Annotated in this window: 19 protein-coding genes; 7 read left to right on the top strand and 12 right to left on the bottom strand. The window is 64.6% G+C overall.

Annotation, left to right across the window (positions count from 1 at the left end):
- Positions 1–99 precede the first annotated feature (99 nt).
- From RHIZ70P_RS01125 to RHIZ70P_RS01110, 4 genes are all read right to left on the bottom strand, one after another.
- Positions 100–411 (bottom strand): helix-turn-helix transcriptional regulator, encoded by a 312-nt coding sequence (locus RHIZ70P_RS01125; protein ID WP_235842106.1) that lies wholly within the window; start codon positions 409–411, stop codon positions 100–102.
- 55 nt (positions 412–466) lie between these two features.
- On the bottom strand, positions 467–1,453 hold the full coding sequence (locus RHIZ70P_RS01120) for a hypothetical protein (RefSeq protein ID WP_147293956.1): 987 nt from the start codon (positions 1,451–1,453) through the stop codon (positions 467–469).
- 341 nt (positions 1,454–1,794) lie between these two features.
- Positions 1,795–3,033 carry an MFS transporter gene (locus tag RHIZ70P_RS01115; protein ID WP_115668537.1) on the bottom strand — a complete coding sequence of 413 codons (1,239 nt, stop codon included), beginning with the start codon at positions 3,031–3,033 and terminating at the stop codon, positions 1,795–1,797.
- Positions 3,034–3,120: 87 nt separating this feature from the next.
- Entirely contained in the window at positions 3,121–5,130 is a 2,010-nt protein-coding gene (locus tag RHIZ70P_RS01110) for a glycosyltransferase family 2 protein (RefSeq protein WP_115668536.1), read from the bottom strand.
- Between the two features lie 58 nt (positions 5,131–5,188).
- On the opposite strand from RHIZ70P_RS01110, the gene RHIZ70P_RS01105 reads away from it, so the two are divergent.
- Positions 5,189–6,064, top strand: a complete 876-nt coding sequence (locus tag RHIZ70P_RS01105; RefSeq protein WP_115668535.1) for a transporter substrate-binding domain-containing protein — start codon at positions 5,189–5,191, stop codon at positions 6,062–6,064.
- A gap of 138 nt (positions 6,065–6,202) precedes the next feature.
- Here the strand turns inward: RHIZ70P_RS01105 and RHIZ70P_RS01100 are convergent, their stop codons facing one another.
- From RHIZ70P_RS01100 to RHIZ70P_RS01080, 5 genes are all read right to left on the bottom strand, one after another.
- Positions 6,203–6,616, bottom strand: a complete 414-nt coding sequence (locus tag RHIZ70P_RS01100; protein ID WP_115668534.1) for a tellurite resistance TerB family protein — start codon at positions 6,614–6,616, stop codon at positions 6,203–6,205.
- 69 nt (positions 6,617–6,685) lie between these two features.
- A complete protein-coding gene (locus tag RHIZ70P_RS01095) occupies positions 6,686–7,489 on the bottom strand; it encodes a thermonuclease family protein (RefSeq protein WP_115668533.1) in 804 nt (267 codons plus the stop codon).
- 12 nt (positions 7,490–7,501) lie between these two features.
- Complete coding sequence (locus RHIZ70P_RS01090; protein ID WP_115668532.1) at positions 7,502–8,164, bottom strand: S24 family peptidase; 663 nt, start codon at positions 8,162–8,164, stop codon at positions 7,502–7,504.
- 150 nt (positions 8,165–8,314) lie between these two features.
- A complete protein-coding gene (locus RHIZ70P_RS01085; protein WP_115669025.1) occupies positions 8,315–8,962 on the bottom strand; it encodes a response regulator transcription factor in 648 nt (215 codons plus the stop codon).
- 89 nt (positions 8,963–9,051) lie between these two features.
- Positions 9,052–9,474, bottom strand: a complete 423-nt coding sequence (locus RHIZ70P_RS01080) for a hypothetical protein (RefSeq protein ID WP_115669024.1) — start codon at positions 9,472–9,474, stop codon at positions 9,052–9,054.
- A 126-nt stretch (positions 9,475–9,600) separates the two neighbouring features.
- On the opposite strand from RHIZ70P_RS01080, the gene RHIZ70P_RS01075 reads away from it, so the two are divergent.
- Together RHIZ70P_RS01075 and RHIZ70P_RS01070 are read left to right on the top strand one after the other, a co-directional pair.
- Positions 9,601–9,948 (top strand): DUF952 domain-containing protein, encoded by a 348-nt coding sequence (locus tag RHIZ70P_RS01075; protein WP_115668531.1) that lies wholly within the window; start codon positions 9,601–9,603, stop codon positions 9,946–9,948.
- Positions 9,945–11,033 (top strand): quinone-dependent dihydroorotate dehydrogenase, encoded by a 1,089-nt coding sequence (locus RHIZ70P_RS01070; protein WP_115668530.1) that lies wholly within the window; start codon positions 9,945–9,947, stop codon positions 11,031–11,033. Before RHIZ70P_RS01075 ends, RHIZ70P_RS01070 begins: the two co-directional genes overlap by 4 nt.
- Here the strand turns inward: RHIZ70P_RS01070 and RHIZ70P_RS01065 are convergent.
- Genes RHIZ70P_RS01065 through RHIZ70P_RS01055 form a run of 3 tightly spaced genes read right to left on the bottom strand, consistent with a single transcriptional unit; the run spans position 11,009 to position 13,165 of the window.
- A complete protein-coding gene (locus RHIZ70P_RS01065; RefSeq protein WP_115668529.1) occupies positions 11,009–12,352 on the bottom strand; it encodes an MATE family efflux transporter in 1,344 nt (447 codons plus the stop codon). The genes RHIZ70P_RS01070 and RHIZ70P_RS01065 overlap by 25 nt on opposite strands.
- 38 nt (positions 12,353–12,390) lie before the next feature.
- Positions 12,391–12,897 (bottom strand): CAP domain-containing protein, encoded by a 507-nt coding sequence (locus RHIZ70P_RS01060; protein WP_115668528.1) that lies wholly within the window; start codon positions 12,895–12,897, stop codon positions 12,391–12,393.
- 1 nt (position 12,898) lies between these two features.
- Positions 12,899–13,165 carry a DUF6460 domain-containing protein gene (locus RHIZ70P_RS01055; RefSeq protein WP_028738887.1) on the bottom strand — a complete coding sequence of 89 codons (267 nt, stop codon included), beginning with the start codon at positions 13,163–13,165 and terminating at the stop codon, positions 12,899–12,901.
- Positions 13,166–13,312: 147 nt separating this feature from the next.
- Between RHIZ70P_RS01055 and RHIZ70P_RS01050 the strand changes: the two genes are divergently transcribed.
- The 4 genes from RHIZ70P_RS01050 to RHIZ70P_RS01035 all read left to right on the top strand — a co-directional run bounded on the left by RHIZ70P_RS01050 (position 13,313) and on the right by RHIZ70P_RS01035 (position 16,123).
- The gene (locus RHIZ70P_RS01050) at positions 13,313–14,257 is read left to right on the top strand and encodes a class I SAM-dependent DNA methyltransferase (protein ID WP_115668527.1); all 945 of its coding nucleotides are present in this window, start codon (positions 13,313–13,315) and stop codon (positions 14,255–14,257) included.
- A 116-nt stretch (positions 14,258–14,373) separates the two neighbouring features.
- On the top strand, positions 14,374–15,012 hold the full coding sequence (locus RHIZ70P_RS01045; protein WP_115668526.1) for a YitT family protein: 639 nt from the start codon (positions 14,374–14,376) through the stop codon (positions 15,010–15,012).
- 62 nt (positions 15,013–15,074) lie between these two features.
- Positions 15,075–15,377 (top strand): hypothetical protein, encoded by a 303-nt coding sequence (locus RHIZ70P_RS01040; protein WP_115668525.1) that lies wholly within the window; start codon positions 15,075–15,077, stop codon positions 15,375–15,377.
- A 107-nt stretch (positions 15,378–15,484) separates the two neighbouring features.
- Positions 15,485–16,123, top strand: coding sequence for a YitT family protein (locus RHIZ70P_RS01035; protein WP_115668524.1), 639 nt, complete (start codon positions 15,485–15,487; stop codon positions 16,121–16,123).
- Positions 16,124–16,219: the final 96 nt, after the last annotated feature.

The following is a 16,219-nucleotide window of genomic DNA, read 5'->3' as shown; positions in this document are numbered from 1 at the left end:
GGCGGTGTTGGCGCTGGTGCGCTTGCAACTGGATGAACGGGAGCGTGAGAGGCCCGCAGCTGGAATTCCAGCTGCGGGGGCGCACCTGCTGCTTTACCGCTACTGGCGGCGCAGCTCTTCGAATAGGGCGCGGATTTTAGCCGCGTCCCAGCAAGTCGTTCTGGGGCCGAGCTTGATTGCAGGGGGATAGCGGCCGGTCTTCACCCCTGCCCACCACGAACTCTTGCTGATGGGAATGGGGCCATCCGGAGCGAGGATTTGCCTTAAGCGGACAAGTCCGCTGTTGGGGAATGCTTTTGTACTTTGGCCTGATCCCAAGCCTGTCGGTTGGTGTGTCAACGTGCGTCTCCGTGGTTGGTATTGAACACGGTGCAAAGGTGACAGCAAAAGCCATTGTCCAAAATAAGCCACCAAAAAATGGACACGTGAAAAATACCAATGTCCATCTTATTGATTTTACGTGGTTTTATACGGTCTGATCCTTAAAGCCGAAAGCTAGATCGAACTGAACCCTTTCGACCGGGGTCAATCTCGGCGGAGCGAACCTGATGACCGGTCCTTCACCAAGAAGCGCGTTCGTGCGACGAGCCAGCATTGGGTCTTCCATGCGTGCAAGAACGTGATGAGAGACATACCGCGCACGGCCTACCCACAAGTCGATATACCGACAGTGGTCGCGATATGAGAAAAAGCCGTCGAGAAGCAGTTGCAACAACGACTTGCGGTTCACCCGGACGGTGGACGCCGCGTATAGTAGAGCGAGAGTTTGCTTGTTTTGGCTCCAGCGACCATGGAGGAGCGAGCGCGACACGTATCGCTCCTTGAAGAATACAGGCGAATTTTTCTTAATCCCCCTGAAGACAACAACGGTCCTATTCAGTGTCGGCGTAAAGCCGCCGTCGCGACCGGAGAACTGATCAGTAGCGTGGTGAAGATAGGCCAGCGCTCGAACGGCGGTGGCAATAGTCTTCTCCACGCCATCGAACCGCTTCCATACCGTCTCGAAGTTTGGGCAGTCTGAGAACGCCTGATATCCGCCTAAGACATCGTAGATCGTGGTAAGAAAATCTACCCCCGTCAGTACGTATCTGGCGGCAACATCTCTGGCCAACGTTAAGGCAGCCTCGGCCATGCCTGCCTTGATTTCGGCCCGATCCATGTGGTCTAGAGCCGCGTGAATCATGAGGTTGTCTCTAACCTCTCGCTCCTTCGGGAGCAGCAGCCAGCCAGCAAATCCAGCGGCAAGCACGTCCTTGAAGCCGGCGAAAGACTCTTCATCGGCAAGAAGGATTTGCAGGATGCGCTCGGCCTGGAAGCGGCGCCCATATGTTAGCGATGGGAAGCTATCGAGTGGTGAGGTGATGGTCGATCCATGTGCCCTAACAAGAGCTTCGATGGCGACGACGGCCTCTTTAAGCTCTTTGCTCTGAAGGAGATCACGTACCTCAACCATGCTCGTCATTTCCTTGCGCTCACTGAGAAGATCGCGACGCCGGAAGGATGCCGGCCTTGCTTTCGATAGTATGGGCGGGCGCGACTTAGGCAAGTTCTCATGAAGTACCAGTGTTCCGCCGTCTACGGCTTGCATTCAAGTAGCCAACGTCGGGCTCCGGCGACATAAAGGTCGGTAGCATCCGGCGCGAACGACGGTATCATCTACGGTATCGGTGTGAAATTAATAGAATATTGCTTTAAAATTCAGAAACTTGTGTGAGAGTTTCCATTCCCTTCACCCGCTCCAGCTATCTTTCCAGTGACCTGGGTCTGTTGTGCCGACGCGAGCAAACCACGGTGTTACCGTGAATTTTCCGGCGCCTGTTCCCCTTCCGTGCTTGTCGCCGCCCCGTTTGCGTTGCGCCGACGCCTGGCTTCCAAAAGCGCAAGTCCCGCAAGCGTCATGAGGGTGAAGCCGGCGCCTGCGAGGAATGTGCCTCTCGGACCGGTCGCATCCCAGAGCAGGCCGGCGATGACGCTCGCAGCCAGAAGCACTACGCCCGTGATCAGGTTGAAAACGCCAAACGCCGTGCCGCGCAGTTCGGCCGGCGCGGTATCGGCGACGAGCGTCGCGAGAAGGCCCTGTGTGAAGCCCATGTGCAGGCCCCAAAGTGCGGCGCCCAGCACGAGACCGGTCAGGCTTGAGGAAAAGGCCAGCACGAGATCGGCGGCCAGCAACAGCACGAGGCCGATGACGAGCAGTCGCGCCCGACTCATCCGGTCCGATAGCGCGCCGACCGGATAGGCGGAGAGGAAATAGGCGACATTCATCACCACCATCACCACCGGGACGAGCGCGAGCGACAGGCCGATATCCTGCCCCTTGAGCACGAGGAAGGCCTCGCTGAACCGGGCGAGCGTGAAGGCGGACGCGACCGCGACCACCCACCAGTAGCTGGCGCTGAGCCGCCGAAGCTCGCGGCGGCCAAGCGGCATGTGCACCTTGCGCAGGGGCGCCTCCCGCTTGGGCTCCTTCACTGCGACAATGATCAGCCCGGCCGCGACGAAGGCCGGAATGACGGCGATCCAGAAGACGAGGGTGAAATCATTGCTGAAGGCCCACATGAAGACGATCGTCAGCAGCGGGCCGAGCAGCGCGCCCAGCGTGTCGAGCGACTGCCGAAGCCCGAAGCTTGCGCCGCGCAGCTCCGGCGGGGAAAGGTCGGCGACCAGGGCGTCGCGCGGCGCGCCGCGGATGCCCTTGCCGATGCGGTCGACGAAGCGGGCGGCGATCAGCCAGGCGACGCCCGGCGCCAGCGGGAAGACCGGCTTGGTGAGCGCCGCGAGCCCGTAGCCGAGGGCGGCCAGCAGCTTTCGCTTGCCCAGCCAGTCGCTCAGCGCGCCGGAAAACACCTTGGTGATCGCCGCGGTCGCCTCGGCGATCCCCTCGATGATGCCGACGGTGAGCGTCGACGTGCCGAGCACCGTCACCATGTAGAGCGGCAGCACCGCGTGGATCATCTCCGAGGAAATGTCCATGAACAGCGAGACGAAGCCGATCGCCCAGATCGCCCCCGGCAGCCTTCGCCAATGGGCCATCTCGCCCTTTGCGTCCGTCCCCGCCACGCCGCCCCTCCTGGATGGTCGGTTGCACTGCGAAAGCAGTGCCCACTCGTCGGATCCGGGTCAAGTCGCGACAGTGCCCGAGAAGTGGGGTTCGCCTGCCTGTTGCCTTCCCGCCTGGCTTTCTGCGGCGTCCCTGGCTCGGCGCGGCTGATGCGGTGTCTTGTTCCAGAAGAACGGCTTGCAGCGCAATTCGATGACCGCCTTCCACGCGGCGAACGAGGTCATCATCCAGTAGAGCGGGACGCCCATCCAGCGACAGCCGATCAGCCTTTGCTCGTGAGCGGTCATTGTCGTCAGGCCAAGCGCCACGAAGGCGGCATAGCTGCCGACGATGTTGGTGAGGTCGATGATGAAGAGCGCAGCCTCAAAGGCGCCGATCGCCGCGGCAGGCTTCTGCAGCATCGCCGTGCAGGAGGAGACGAGGAAGACGATGATGAGCGGATGGCTGAGCGCCGAGATCAGCATGCCGCCGATCAGCAGCTGGAACGTCGCAAAGGCGGCCAGTCCCATCTCGTCGATCGTCCGGCGCGGATCGCGCATCATCACCAGCCAGGTCTGCAGCCAACCCTTGAACCAGCGGGTCCGCTGGCCGAGCCAGACCCCGGTCGTCGTCGGCGCGTCCTCCAGGGTCTGCCGGCGGATCGTTGCCGAACGGTAGCCGAAGCGGTAGAGCCGCATGCCCAGATCGGCGTCTTCGGTGACATTGAACGGATCCCAGCCGCCGACTGCCCTTAAGGGGCCGGTGCGAAAATGGTTGGAGGTGCCGCCGAGCGGCAGCGGCATGCGATAGCGCGCCAGAACCGGCAGCATGCGGCGAAACAGGGCGGCATATTCGAGGGCAAACAGCGCGCTGGTAAAGGATTCGTGCATGTTGGCGATGATGAGCGGCGCCTGAAGGCAGACGATGTCCTCCGGCGTCGCACGGAAGGTGTGGTAGGCTTCCTTCAACTGGTCGGGATGCGGCCGGTCCTCGGCATCGAAGATCGCCACATACTCGCCGCGCACGCCGGGAAGTGCATAGCCGAGCGCCTTCGGCTTGGTCCGCGGCGTCATCGGCGGCACTTCGACGATCTCGATGTGACGGGGCGGTTTCAGCGCCCGGATGGCCGAGAGTGTCTCGGTATCGTCCGCCTCGCAGACCAGCTTGATGTCGAGCCGGGAACGCGGCCAGTCGAGACGGTCCAGCGCCGCGAGCAGTTGTGGGGCGATTTCGGCCTCGCGGTAGAGCGCCACCATCACCGAATAGACGGGCAGGGTGTCCTCGATCGCGAGCGCCGGAGGCTGGGCCGGGCGCTTTCGCGCGGTTCGATGCCCATGGACCAAAGCGGCGAGACGCAGGCAAAGGGCTGCCAGATAGAGCAGCGAGAGCGCCAGGTGGAGCAAAACCGCCGCAAGGACCGGCACGATAAGGAGGAAGGCGATGACGCCGCTGAGGGCGAAGCCGGCCCAGAAGCCCTGGTGCCCGGTCAGCACCGTGCGGGCCGAAAAAGCCGGGCTCTCCTCGAACAGCCGGCTGACGGTCGCTCGTGCGCGCCGCTCCGCGCCCGCCTTCCAGGCCGCCTGCCGGATCGTCGATGGCGTGGCGATCGCCAGCGACTGGCGAAGCGCGGGGTGGCGGGAAAGGCTGGATAGAAGATGGTCTATGCGTCGTGCCTGAGGCGCGATCAGGGTGAGCGGGGGGCGGGCCTTGTCGTGAAGCCGCACGCAGCAGGGCCGGGTGAGCTGGCTGTCCAGCCCCGGGCTGTCGACCACTGCGCCGTCCGGGATCGTGTCGACAAAGGCAAGGCCGGCCAGCCGAGCCAGGGCGCCGTAATAGGCCGCCTCCTCGACGTGGCCGCTCGCCAGCAGTTCGTCCTCGATCGTGGTGCCATGGCTCGTCGCTCGCCTTGCCATGCGCGCGATCAGGGGTTTGGCAAGCCCGAGCGATTTCAGCACCAGCGCTTCGCCGCGCAGCGCGGCAAGGCCCGCGCCGTCCCCGGCCGGCTCTCCCGGGACAGGCACTCCATGCAATGCAGCATTGAATCCCCCGGCGGCCGCTTCCGGACGGTCGCCATATTCCCCGAGCAGCATGATTCTGTTACACCGTCATCAGTCGATGACGTCCCAGCTATCCCCGAAGCGGATCATAATGATACACGCATTAGTTTCATCCCTGCATTTTCAGGGGGCCCGCTTTTTAGCTGCAACCGCGTGTGCGTTTCTTGTGGCCTTGGGCGCGCCGCAATCGTCGCGGGCCGACGATCTGCCGGTGCTGTTCGATGCGCGCGAGCGTCTGCCACGCCCCGACCTGTCCGGCCTTTTGCGTCTGCGCTTCCTGACGACGACGGATTTTCCGCCTTTCAATTTTGCCGACCAGACGGGCCGGCTCTCGGGCTTTCATGTCGAACTGGCCCGCGCCCTCTGCGCCGAACTCGGCATCGAGGCGAAATGCGAGATCCAGGCGCTGCCCTATGCCGAACTGGAGGGCGCGCTCGACGGCGGCCAGGGCGATGCAGTGATGGCCGGGATCGCGGTGACCGACGATCTGCGCAGCCGTTTCGCCTTCAGCCGGCCTTATATGCAACTGCCTGCGCGCTTTGCCCGTCACAAGCAGGCGGCTTTCGCCGGAGAAGACGCCAATGCCCTGTTCGGCCGTCGGGTCGGCGTGGTCAGCGGCACGGCGCACGAGGCGATGTTGAGGGCCTTTTTTCCGAATATCGAGCCTGTCGGCTTTGCCGATCGCGACCGGATGCTGGAGGATCTGAAGGGCAAGAAGATCGAGGCCGTTTTCGCCGATTCGCTGCAACTGTCCTTCTGGACGGCCGGCGAGGCCTCGGGTGGCTGCTGCGCCCTTCTCGGCGGCGCCTACCTGTCCGAGCGCTTCCTGGGGGAGGGGCTGACGATCATGGTCCGGCGTGACGACCCGGCGCTGGCCTCGGCCTTCGACAGTGCGCTCGCGGCACTGTCGCGCAATGGCCGGCTCCAGGAGATCTATCTGCGCTATTTTCCCTATGGGCTTTTCTAGAGCATGCCTCGCGAAAATGTGCAGCGGTTTTGCCAAGACGACATGCGCAAACAGAAGCCTGTGGCAGGTCGCGTCAATTTGAATCGACGCGACCTGCCGTAGCCGATCCTGCCCCGGAAAACACCGGGGCGTTGCGTATCAGAGCGGGCGGTAACGGGCGATCGCGCTGTGCTCGATCGCCGCACAGGTCAGCTTGTCGAGCTTCAGCCGGTCGCGAAGCAATTGCAGCAACCGGATCTCCTCGGGCTTGACGGCCATGTCGACGGCCATGACCTCGACGGCAAGCGCATAGGCCGTATCATGGGAGTGGGCCGGCAAGGCGTCGCGGATGACCTCGAGCGCGATGTCCAGACCTTCGGGGCCGGCCAGGATGTCGGCGCAGCGCTGGGAAACCTCGATCAGCCCGTCCTTGTCGAACCCGTCGAAGATCGGCAAGAGGTCGATCAGTTGGCCGATGCGGCGCAACTCCTTGTCGTTCATCGAATTGTCGACGGCGGAGGCCATCACCATGACGAAGATCAGAGCGTCATGCGGCGTTACGGGTGTTGTCATCTCTTGGGTATTCCTCGTTGTTTTCTCGCAGATTAGGGATTGCCGCCCGCGCTTTCAAGCCGCCCCGTCTCAACGCTGGTCGTCGCCGAAGATGCCGCGGCGCTCGCTGCGTGCCTTTTCGACCAGGTCGCCAAGCGGCGAACCGTCCGGCGCCTCCACCCAGCCGTTCTCCGCGAGCCATTTGGCAATGTCGAGTTCGCCGACCTGGCAGTGGGCCTCGATCGTGCCTTCCCACTCGGCGCTGTCGGCGTCGCAGGCGATGGTGCGATTGCGCAGGAAGAGCCGTTGCTGGGTGCGTGCCACCATGCCGCACGGCCAGTCGCCGCCCTTCGACGTCGGGCAGACGCGCATGCGGTCGGTGGTGGTGATGTCGGAGAGCTTCAGGTTGCGCGAGCCGAAGGCGATCAGGCCGGCCTCGACCGATTCCGGCCGCGGCAGAAGCACCAGCCTGACGCGTTCCGGCGTCTTCTCGGCGGGCGGCTGGAGGGGCTCGATCCGCTCGAGCGGGCCGGCCGCCTGATTGAGCGGCGAAGCGAAGAATTCCGGGCTGACCGGACGCACCTCGAGGCTGTCAGGGACGCTCGGCGCGGGACTTGCCTGATCCGCGGGGCCGGCCGGCGGCATCCCTGTTGGCTGGTTGCCTGGCAGGTCGGCGTCCGGAACAATCTCTGCCTCGGGCGGCGCCTGCATCCCGCTCTCCGCCGGCGCGGATGGGTCGTCTGAAGGCGCTGCCTCGGCCCATTCGGTCGGCATGTCCTCGATTTCGAAGGTCTCACCCGGCTGCTCGCCGATGGTGCGGCCGGCCAGGCTCAGCAGTGTCGCCCACAGGGCAAGTCCGGCCAGGCCGATGACGAAGGTGGTCAGGGGACGCATAGGCCGATTTTCCTACTGGCTGGCCCAGATGATCCGGGCGATCCATTCGACTTCCGTCATCTCGAGCGTGCGGTTCGGATGCTCCGGATTGAGCGACATGAGCTCGATGGATTTCGCCGACTGGCGGGCCAGCACCTTGGCCATCACCTCGCCGTCGCGGGTCTTGACCACCACGCGGTCGCCGCGCCTGACCTGGGCGCCCGGCTCGACGATCAGCACGTCGCCGTCGCGGTAGAGCGGCTTCATGCTGTCGCCCTGCACCTCCAGGGCATAAACCCCGGACTTGCGCGCCGGCGAGGCGGGAAACTCGACCACGTCCCAGCCCTGGCCGGCGGGAAAACCGCCATCGTCGAAGAAACCGCCGGCGCCGGCCTGGGCAAAGCCGAGCAGCGGGATCGATCCGGCCTGCGGCGGAAAGGCGCCGTTCGGCACCGTTCCGCCCGACTCCGGCTGGATGAAACCCATGAACTGGTCGATGCCGGTCCCGGTCGCTTCCAGCACCTTGGAAATGGACTCGGTCGACGGCCAGCGCATGCGCCCGTCCGGTCCGGTCCGTTTCGACTTGTTGAAGGATGTCGGGTCGAGACCCGCCCGACGCGCCAGGCCCGACGGGGTCAGCTGGTTGCGCTCGGCGAGCCTGTCGATCGCGGCCCAGATGGTGTCATGCGAAAGCATTGTCGCTCATGCTCCAGGGCCGGCGACGACGGCACTCATATCGCCCGTCCCGGCAAGATGCCGGAACTCTAGCCAATCTGGTCAGGTCCGTAAAGTCGAAAAGGAATAAAATCCTCGATCGAGTGCCGGTTTCGAGGAGGTGCTCCCGTGTCAGGCGACCATGGCCATGTTGATCTTGCCGAGCTGGATGACGGCCTGGGTGCGGCTGTCCACCTTGAGCTTCAGCAGGATCGCGGAGACATGCGCCTTGATGGTGGCTTCCGACACACCGAGTTCGTAGGCGATCTGCTTGTTCAGCAGCCCTTCGCCCAGCATGCCGAGCACGCGGCTCTGCTGCGGCGTCAGCGTTCTCAGCCGGTTGATCAGGTCGGCGACGTCGGGGTCCTGTTCCTGGCCGCCCTGATAGTTCTTCGGCGTCCAGATGTCGCCTTCCAGGACCGACTGGATGGCGGCGCGGATGTCGTCGATGCCGGACGACTTGGAAATGAAGCCGGAGGCGCCGAGCTCCAGCGCGCGGCGAATGGTGGTCGGGTCGTCGCTGGCCGACACGATGACGATCGGCAGGCTGGCGAATTCGGCGCGAAGCGCCATCAGGCCGGAAAATCCGGAGACGCCGGGCATGGAAAGATCGAGCAGCATCAGTTCGGCGTCGGGGTGGCTGGCTGCGGCCTTGCGCGCGGCCTCGAAGTCACCGGCCTCGACGATCGTCTGCTCTCCCTCGATGCGGCTGACGGCCTGACGCAACGCGCCGCGAAAGAGCGGATGGTCGTCTGCAATGATGAAGGTCGATGCCGTCATGTCGAAGCCCCCTCCCAAGAGCGAAGTCTTGAACGCCGCGTTGGCGGCTCTTTCTCTTTTTAGCCCCTGCCGTGAACATAAACAATAGTCTATGTCTTGTCGGGCGTTGCGCCGTCTTCCTTGGCCTTGAACTCTTCCACCAGGCCGAAGAAGCTGCGCATGAAGCGTTCCATGATGCCGATCGACCGCTCGACTTCCTCGTCGCTGGGCAGAGGTTCGCCCTTTGCCAGCGGTCGGCCGGACGCCAGACTACTCTCCAGCGCCTCCACGCGTTTTTCCAGCCGTGTGAGGTCTTCCTCGTAGGCCGCGCGCTCGTCGGCGGCCATGCGGCAGGTCAGCGCCCCGTCCTTCTCCTGGCAGAGCGTCAGCGCCCCGGTCTTGCGGTCAAGCCGGACGAAACCGGTCTCGGTCTTCTCCAGCGCGAAGCGCGCCAGGTCGGTCTCCTGCGCGAAAGCGGGTGCTGAGATGCCCGTCGCGATGATGAAGAAAATGGCAGTCGGCAAGGTCGGCATCCGTTGCATGTGGGATCTCCTCGAATTTGTCACGGACGGCTCGTCCCTGGGCCTGACAGGCGTGGACAAGCCGGTCGGTTTGCGGCAAACCGCCAGCGGAGACTCCGCTGACGGAAGGACAAGCCCTTGGATCGGATCATATACAAGATCGTGCCACGCGAAATATGGCAGGAGGCGCGCCGGGACGGAGTATTTCGCGGAGCGGCGGTCGATCTCCAGGACGGCTTTATCCATTTTTCCACAGCCGCCCAGGCGGTCGAGACGGCAAGACGGCATTTTGCCGGCGCCGAAGGCCTGCTGCTGGTCGCCGTCGATGCCGCCTCGCTTGGCGAGGCGCTGCGCTTCGAGCCGTCGCGCGGCGGCGATCTCTTTCCGCACCTCTATGCCAACCTGCCGCTCGATGCCGTGTTGTGGGAGAAGCCCCTGCCGATCGGCGAGGACGGCCAGCATGTCTTTCCGGAGATGGACCGATGATCGATGCCTTCAAGACGATTGCCCGCCGGGGCCTCTTCCTGTTCGACGCCGAGACCGCCCACGGCCTGTCGATCGCGGCGCTGAAATCCGGCCTCGTGCCGGGCTGCGCTCTGAAGGCCGACCCGCGGCTTGCCGTCACCGTTGCCGGCCTCCAGTTCCCCAATCCGCTCGGCATGGCCGCCGGCTATGACAAGAATGCGGAAGTGCCCGACGCGCTTCTGCGTCTCGGCTTCGGTTTCGCCGAGGTCGGCACGCTGACGCCGAAGCCGCAGGCCGGCAATCCCAGGCCGCGCATCTTCCGGCTGGAAAAGGACCTGGCCGTGATCAACCGGCTGGGCTTCAACAACGAGGGCCATGCCGCCGCCCTTGCCCGATTGCTGGCCCGCAGGCCTGCCGGCATCGTTGGCGTCAATATCGGCGCCAACAAGGACAGCGCCGACCGCATCGCCGACTATGTCGAAGGCATCCGCCGCTTCTCGGGCGTCGCCTCCTATTTCACCGCCAACATCTCCTCGCCCAATACGCCGGGCCTGCGCGACCTGCAGGCCCGCGAGAGCCTCTCGGCGCTTTTGTCGGCCGTGCTCGCCGCGCGCGACGAGATGGCCGCGGCGACCGGCCTGCGCCGCCCGGTCTTTCTGAAGGTCGCACCGGATCTGACGGAGGAGGGCATGGACGACATCGCCGCCGAAGCGCTGGCGCACCAACTCGACGGGCTGATCGTCTCCAATACCACGCTTTCCCGCGACGGGCTCACCGATCCGCGCCTCGCCGGCGAGGCGGGCGGGCTGTCGGGCAAGCCGCTGTTCGACAAGTCGACGGCGGTGCTCGCCCGCATGCGCCACCGCGTCGGCCCGGCCATGCCGATCATCGGCGTCGGCGGCGTGTCCTCGGCCGAGACGGCGCTGGAAAAGGTCCGCGCCGGCGCCGACCTGGTCCAGCTCTATTCCTGCATGGTCTATGAAGGCCCCGGCCTGCCGGCACGCATCGTGCGCGGCCTGTCGGCGCTGCTCGACCGCGAAAAGGTCGCCTCGATCCGCGACCTGCGCGACACCCGCCTCGACTACTGGCTCGCCGCAAAGGTCTGATCGAGCTTCGGCCTCAGCCGCGATAAAAGCAGCAGGCCGCGGAGCGCGAGAAACACGTTGAGCGCGATCCACAGGCCGTGATTGCCGAAGGTCGGAACCAGCGCTGCCAGTGTCGCCAGATAACCGGCCAGGGCCACGATCATCATGTTGCGCATTTCGCGCGACCAGGTGGCGCCGATGAAGATGCCGTCCATCTGGAAGGCGAGCGCGCCGGTCAGCGCCGTTAATGCCGCATAGGGCAGGTAGAGTTCCGCGGCGGCGCGCACGTCCTGTGCCGTGGTGATGAAGCCGATGATCGACGGTCCGAGGCTAAGGAAGAAGGCAAGGCTTGCGAGCGCCAGCCCGAGCGACCAGATGCCGGTGAGCTTCACGGCGCGCTCGAAGCCGGGCCGATAGCGTGCCCCGACCGTTTCTCCGGCGATCTGCTCTGCGGCGGTGGCAATGCCGTCGAGATAAAAGCTCGAGATCATGAAGAAGTTCATCAGCACCGCATTGGCGGCAAGCGCCACCGGGCCGAAGCTCGCGCCCACCCTGGTCATCACGGTGAAGGCGGTGATCAGCGAGAAGGTGCGGATCAGGATGTCGCGGTTGAGGTGGAACAGTTGCCTGAGCTTGGTTGCGTCGATCAGCATCGAAAGGCGTGGTACGGCTGACTGCCCGTAGCGCCAGAAGACGAAGGCGAAACCCGCAAGGGCCGCCACCGTCTCGCCGATCACCGTACCCCAGGCGACGCCAGCGACCCCAAGGCCGAAGGTAAGGCCGAGCAGGATCGACATGACGATGTTGATGCCGTTGAGCAGGATCTGCAGGGCGAGCCCGACCGAGCCGAGACCCCGCCCCAGCACGAAGCCGAGCAGGGTGAAATTGACGAGCGTCACCGGGCCGGCAAGGATGCGGATGGCGATATAGCTTGCCGCCGCTTCGGCAACCCGGCCCTCGGCGCCCATCATCTTCAGGCCACCGGAAATGATCAGGGGCGAGAATCCAAGGATCAACAGGCCGAAGACGAGCGAAAGCGCCACCGAGCGCCAGAAGACGGCAAACAGCTCCGGCGCGTCGCCACGGCCCGCCGCCTGGGCGACAAGTGCCGTGGTCGAGGCGCGCAGAAAATTCAGGCTACCGAACAAGAGGTCGAAGAGGGCGGCGGCAATCGCAAGCCCGGCCAGCGCCGCCGCCTCGCCGGTGCGGCCGATCACGGCCGTGTCGGTGAGCCCGAGCAGCGGCGTGGTGACGTAACCGAGCGTCATCGGCACGGCGATCGCCAGCACCGAACGATGCGTCACTTCGATGATCCGAACCGGCTGGCTTCTCGTGTCCATGCATGCGCCCACTGACTTCGCGCCGGGGCGGGAATCGCTCAGGCCGACAGCACCATGGCCCAATAAGGGCGGTTGGCGGAAGAGGGATGGCGCCCAACGGCAACCCCGAGGCCCTGATAGGTGCCGAGCATGTTGTCGAGGTGCCTCTTCGAATCGATCCAGGCCTGCACGGCGCGCTCGACGCTGTCCTGGCCGGTGGCAATGTTCTCGGCCGCGGGAAGCGGGACCTCGGTCTCTTTCATGCGCTCCAGGAAACTGTCGTTGAAGCCGATCAGATGCGACATCTTCCCGGCCTTGGCCATGCGCTTCGCCTGGACGAGAGCCGCGACCTCGGCCTCGGGCTTGCGGGCGAGGCCCGCCAGTCCCTTCTTTTGCCGCAGGCTGTTGACGATCGGCAGCGCGCCCTCGGTCTGCAACTCGGCGAGGTCGTCATCGGTCGGCAGGATGTCGGTGCTGCGGCATCCGGCCAAGGCGGCGACAAGGCCGCCGGCCGAGAGGATCAACAGCGTGCGCCGCTTGAGCGGCTGGACAGTCCCAGGCCGCATCTCAGTTCCTTGCGCTGATCAGACGTAGAACGATGAAGACGGGAATGACGATGGTCGCGCCGAGCAGAAGATAGTCGCCGACCCGTCCGAGCGCGGCGAAACCGCGATACCACAGCTCGATGAAGAAGTGGCGGATGCCTTCGAGGATGTCGACCGGATAGATGCCGAACACATGCATGATGAAGCCGACGATCAGCGATACGACGACGAGCTTGATGATCGTGCGGCCCGGCGTGTCGCCGAGAAATCTGTTGACCTGATCGGCCATGGCAATCTCCTGTTTGTCCTCACATAGGAAGAGGCGCCGTTTCCCGCAAGCAAGGCGCGCGAACGCATGGGCTTTGCGCCGGACAACTTAGCTCTTGTGTTTTTTCGGCCCTTCGGTCAAGTGCCGCCTGATCCACGGGATTTCACCATGCAGCCCACCCAGTTTTCCTCCGGCGACGTCATTGCCGACCGTCGCGCCGACTATGCCCGGATGCTCGCCGAAAGTGGCGATCCTGCGGCGGCCGCCGAATTGATGGAGCAGGCGCTGGAGCTGGCGCCCACCTGGGCCGCCGGCTGGCTGCGGCTCGGCGAATATCGCGAGAAGGCAGGCCTTGGCGCAGGGGCGGCGGAGGCGCTGCGGCAGGTGCTGGCGCTCGATCCTGAGGATATCTTCGGAGCCGGCCTGAAGCTTGCCCTCCTCGGCGCCACCGAGACGCCGAATAAGCCGCCGAGCCGCTATGTCGAAGCCCTGTTCGACGACTATGCCGACCGCTTCGAGCAGGCCCTCGTCGAGCGGCTCGACTATACCGTCCCCGGCAAGCTCGCGGCGCTGGTGCGCAAGGTGCGCGGCGCGGGCGGCCCGTTTGACTGCGCCGTCGACCTCGGCTGCGGCACCGGCCTTTTCGGCGTCGAAATCCGCTCCATCGTCAGCCGGCTCGAAGGCTTCGATCTCTCGGCCAACATGCTCGCCAAGGCCGGAGAGAAGGGGATCTACGATCACCTCGCGCGCTCCGACCTGTCGCTCGATGCGCAAGGCTCCGAACTTTTCGCCGAGGGTCTGGCGCGCGGCCGTGCCGATCTCGTCGCCGCCGCCGATGTGCTGATGTATCTCGGCGACCTGTCGAACGCCTTTTTGCTGGCCGCCGAACTTTCAGCCCCCGGCGCGCTCTTCGCCTTTTCGGTCGAGGATGCCGGCACTCCCGACGGCCTTCATCTCGCCCCTTCGCTACGCTATGCCCATTCGGAAGCCTATGTCCGTGCCGCCCTTGTCGCCGTCGGCTTCGAGATCCGCGAAATCGAGCGCACGACCATTCGCATGGATGGCGGAAAACCGGTGTTCGGCATTCTGTTTGTTGCGATCCGGGCCCGTTGATCGAATCGAAAATTGCGAACTTATCGATAGGTCAGTATTCCTTACCTATCGCCCTTGCGTCTCAGCGCATCCGGAGTATTTGTTGCACTGCGGGAGGCCATTTTCGGAGACGTGTCATGGCGCATTTGACGAGCATGCTGGGTATCTGGAATTCCAATCCGACGCGCCACACGGCGGCCGAGGACCTGCAAGGCCTCATTGCCGGCAGCATGATCGCCGCGCTCGGCCTTTATCTGCTGGCCAAGGTCGGCCTTCTGACCGGCGGCATGGCGGGCCTGGCCTTCGTCCTGCACTATTGGAGCGGCCTGAGCTTCGGCCTGCTCTTCTTCGTTCTCAACTTGCCGTTCTACATCCTGTCGCTGCGCCGCGTCGGGCTTGATTTCACCCTGAAGACCTTCGCCGCCGTCGGCTTCACCTCGTTCCTCGTCGAGATCGAAAGCCGCTTCCTGGTGATCGAGAGCATCGCCCCGGTCTGGGCCGCGGTGCTTGGCGGCCTGCTGCTCGGCTTCGGCCTTCTGGCGCTCTACCGCCACCGCGCCTCACTCGGCGGGCTCGGCATCCTCGCCGTCTATGTGCAGGATCGTTTCGGCATCCGCGCCGGCCTCGTCCAGCTCGCCTTCGACCTCGTCGTCATGGCCACCGCCTTTGCCGTCGTCAGCCCGCAGGTGGTCGCCTATTCGGTGCTCGGCGCCGTCGTGCTCAACCTCTTCCTCGCCATCAACCACCGCTCTGACCGCTACATCGCCCTGCGCTAGTCTGTATCGCGGAACTGCGATAAGCTCGGTGCGACGAACGGCGACAGAGGAGATAGACCGCCATGGACCTGACCCCGTCCCTTGTGAACGCCGCACGCGCGCTTGCGAAGATCGATCGCCAACAACTGGCGGCGAAGGCTGGCCTCGAGGTTGATACACTGGCGAACTTCGAGGACGGCCTTTCGGACCTCGACGCCGCCGCGCGCGACAAGCTGCGCCAGGCGATCGAGCATTTCGGCGTGGAATTCCTGCCCCCGACCGATGCCGGCCCCGGTCTCAGATTGAAGTTCAACGAACAGGAGACAGGTCAGCTTCTGGGATGGGAAGGCGAGGGCGGCATGCCCGGCGAGGACGACGTTCCCTGAGCCGCGGTTTTCTCTTCCTGTTCAGGGCGCTGCCGTCTTGATGCGGTCGGCCCGGTAGGGCTATGGAATGCGGCAGAAACGATCGAGAGAACAAGGTGGAATTGCGAATGGCCGAGGCGAGAACGAGCTTTGCGACACTGCTGACATCGACCCCGGATCGTCATTCGCTGGTCGACGACGCCCAGGGTCTCGCAGCCGGTTCGATGATGGCCTCGCTCGGCGTCCTGCTCCTGTCGAGCGCCGGCCTGCTCACCGGCGGCACCACCGGTGTCGCCTTCCTGCTGCACTATGCCACCGGCTATAGTTTCGGCCTGCTGTTCTTCGTCATCAACCTGCCCTTCTACTGGCTGGCCTTCCGCCGCTTCGGGCTCGGTTTCACCCTGAAGACCTTCGCCGCCGTGGCCTTCACCTCCTTCCTGACGGAAGCGGTGCCGCGGGCCATCGGTATTTCCCACATCGACCCGCTGGTCGCGGCCATTTTCGGCGGGCTGGTCATCGGCGCCGGCCTTTTGGCGCTCTTTCGCCACCGCGCCAGCCTCGGCGGCTTCGGCATCCTGGCGCTCTACCTGCAGGATCGCTTCGGCTGGCGCGCCGGCCTGGTGCAACTCGTGTTCGACGGCACGGTGCTGATCTTCTCCTTCTTTGTCGCCACGCCCTACATCATCTTCTGCTCGGTCGTCGGCGCCGTCGTGCTCAATCTGACGCTCGCCATCAACCACCGGAAGGACCGCTACATCGCGATGTGAGTGCGCCTCCGGCCGATGACGGTGTGTGCAGCACGCCCGTCGGTCTCCGATGGGTCGCCACGCCGCGGAGCCATAAGCGGCAAGGCATGGCGAAGC

The sequence above is a fragment of the Paenirhizobium selenitireducens ATCC BAA-1503 genome, assembly GCF_900492185.1.
Classification (GTDB): Bacteria; Pseudomonadota; Alphaproteobacteria; order Rhizobiales; family Rhizobiaceae; genus Allorhizobium; species Allorhizobium selenitireducens_A.
This window is presented reverse-complemented; position numbering and strand designations above follow the sequence as displayed.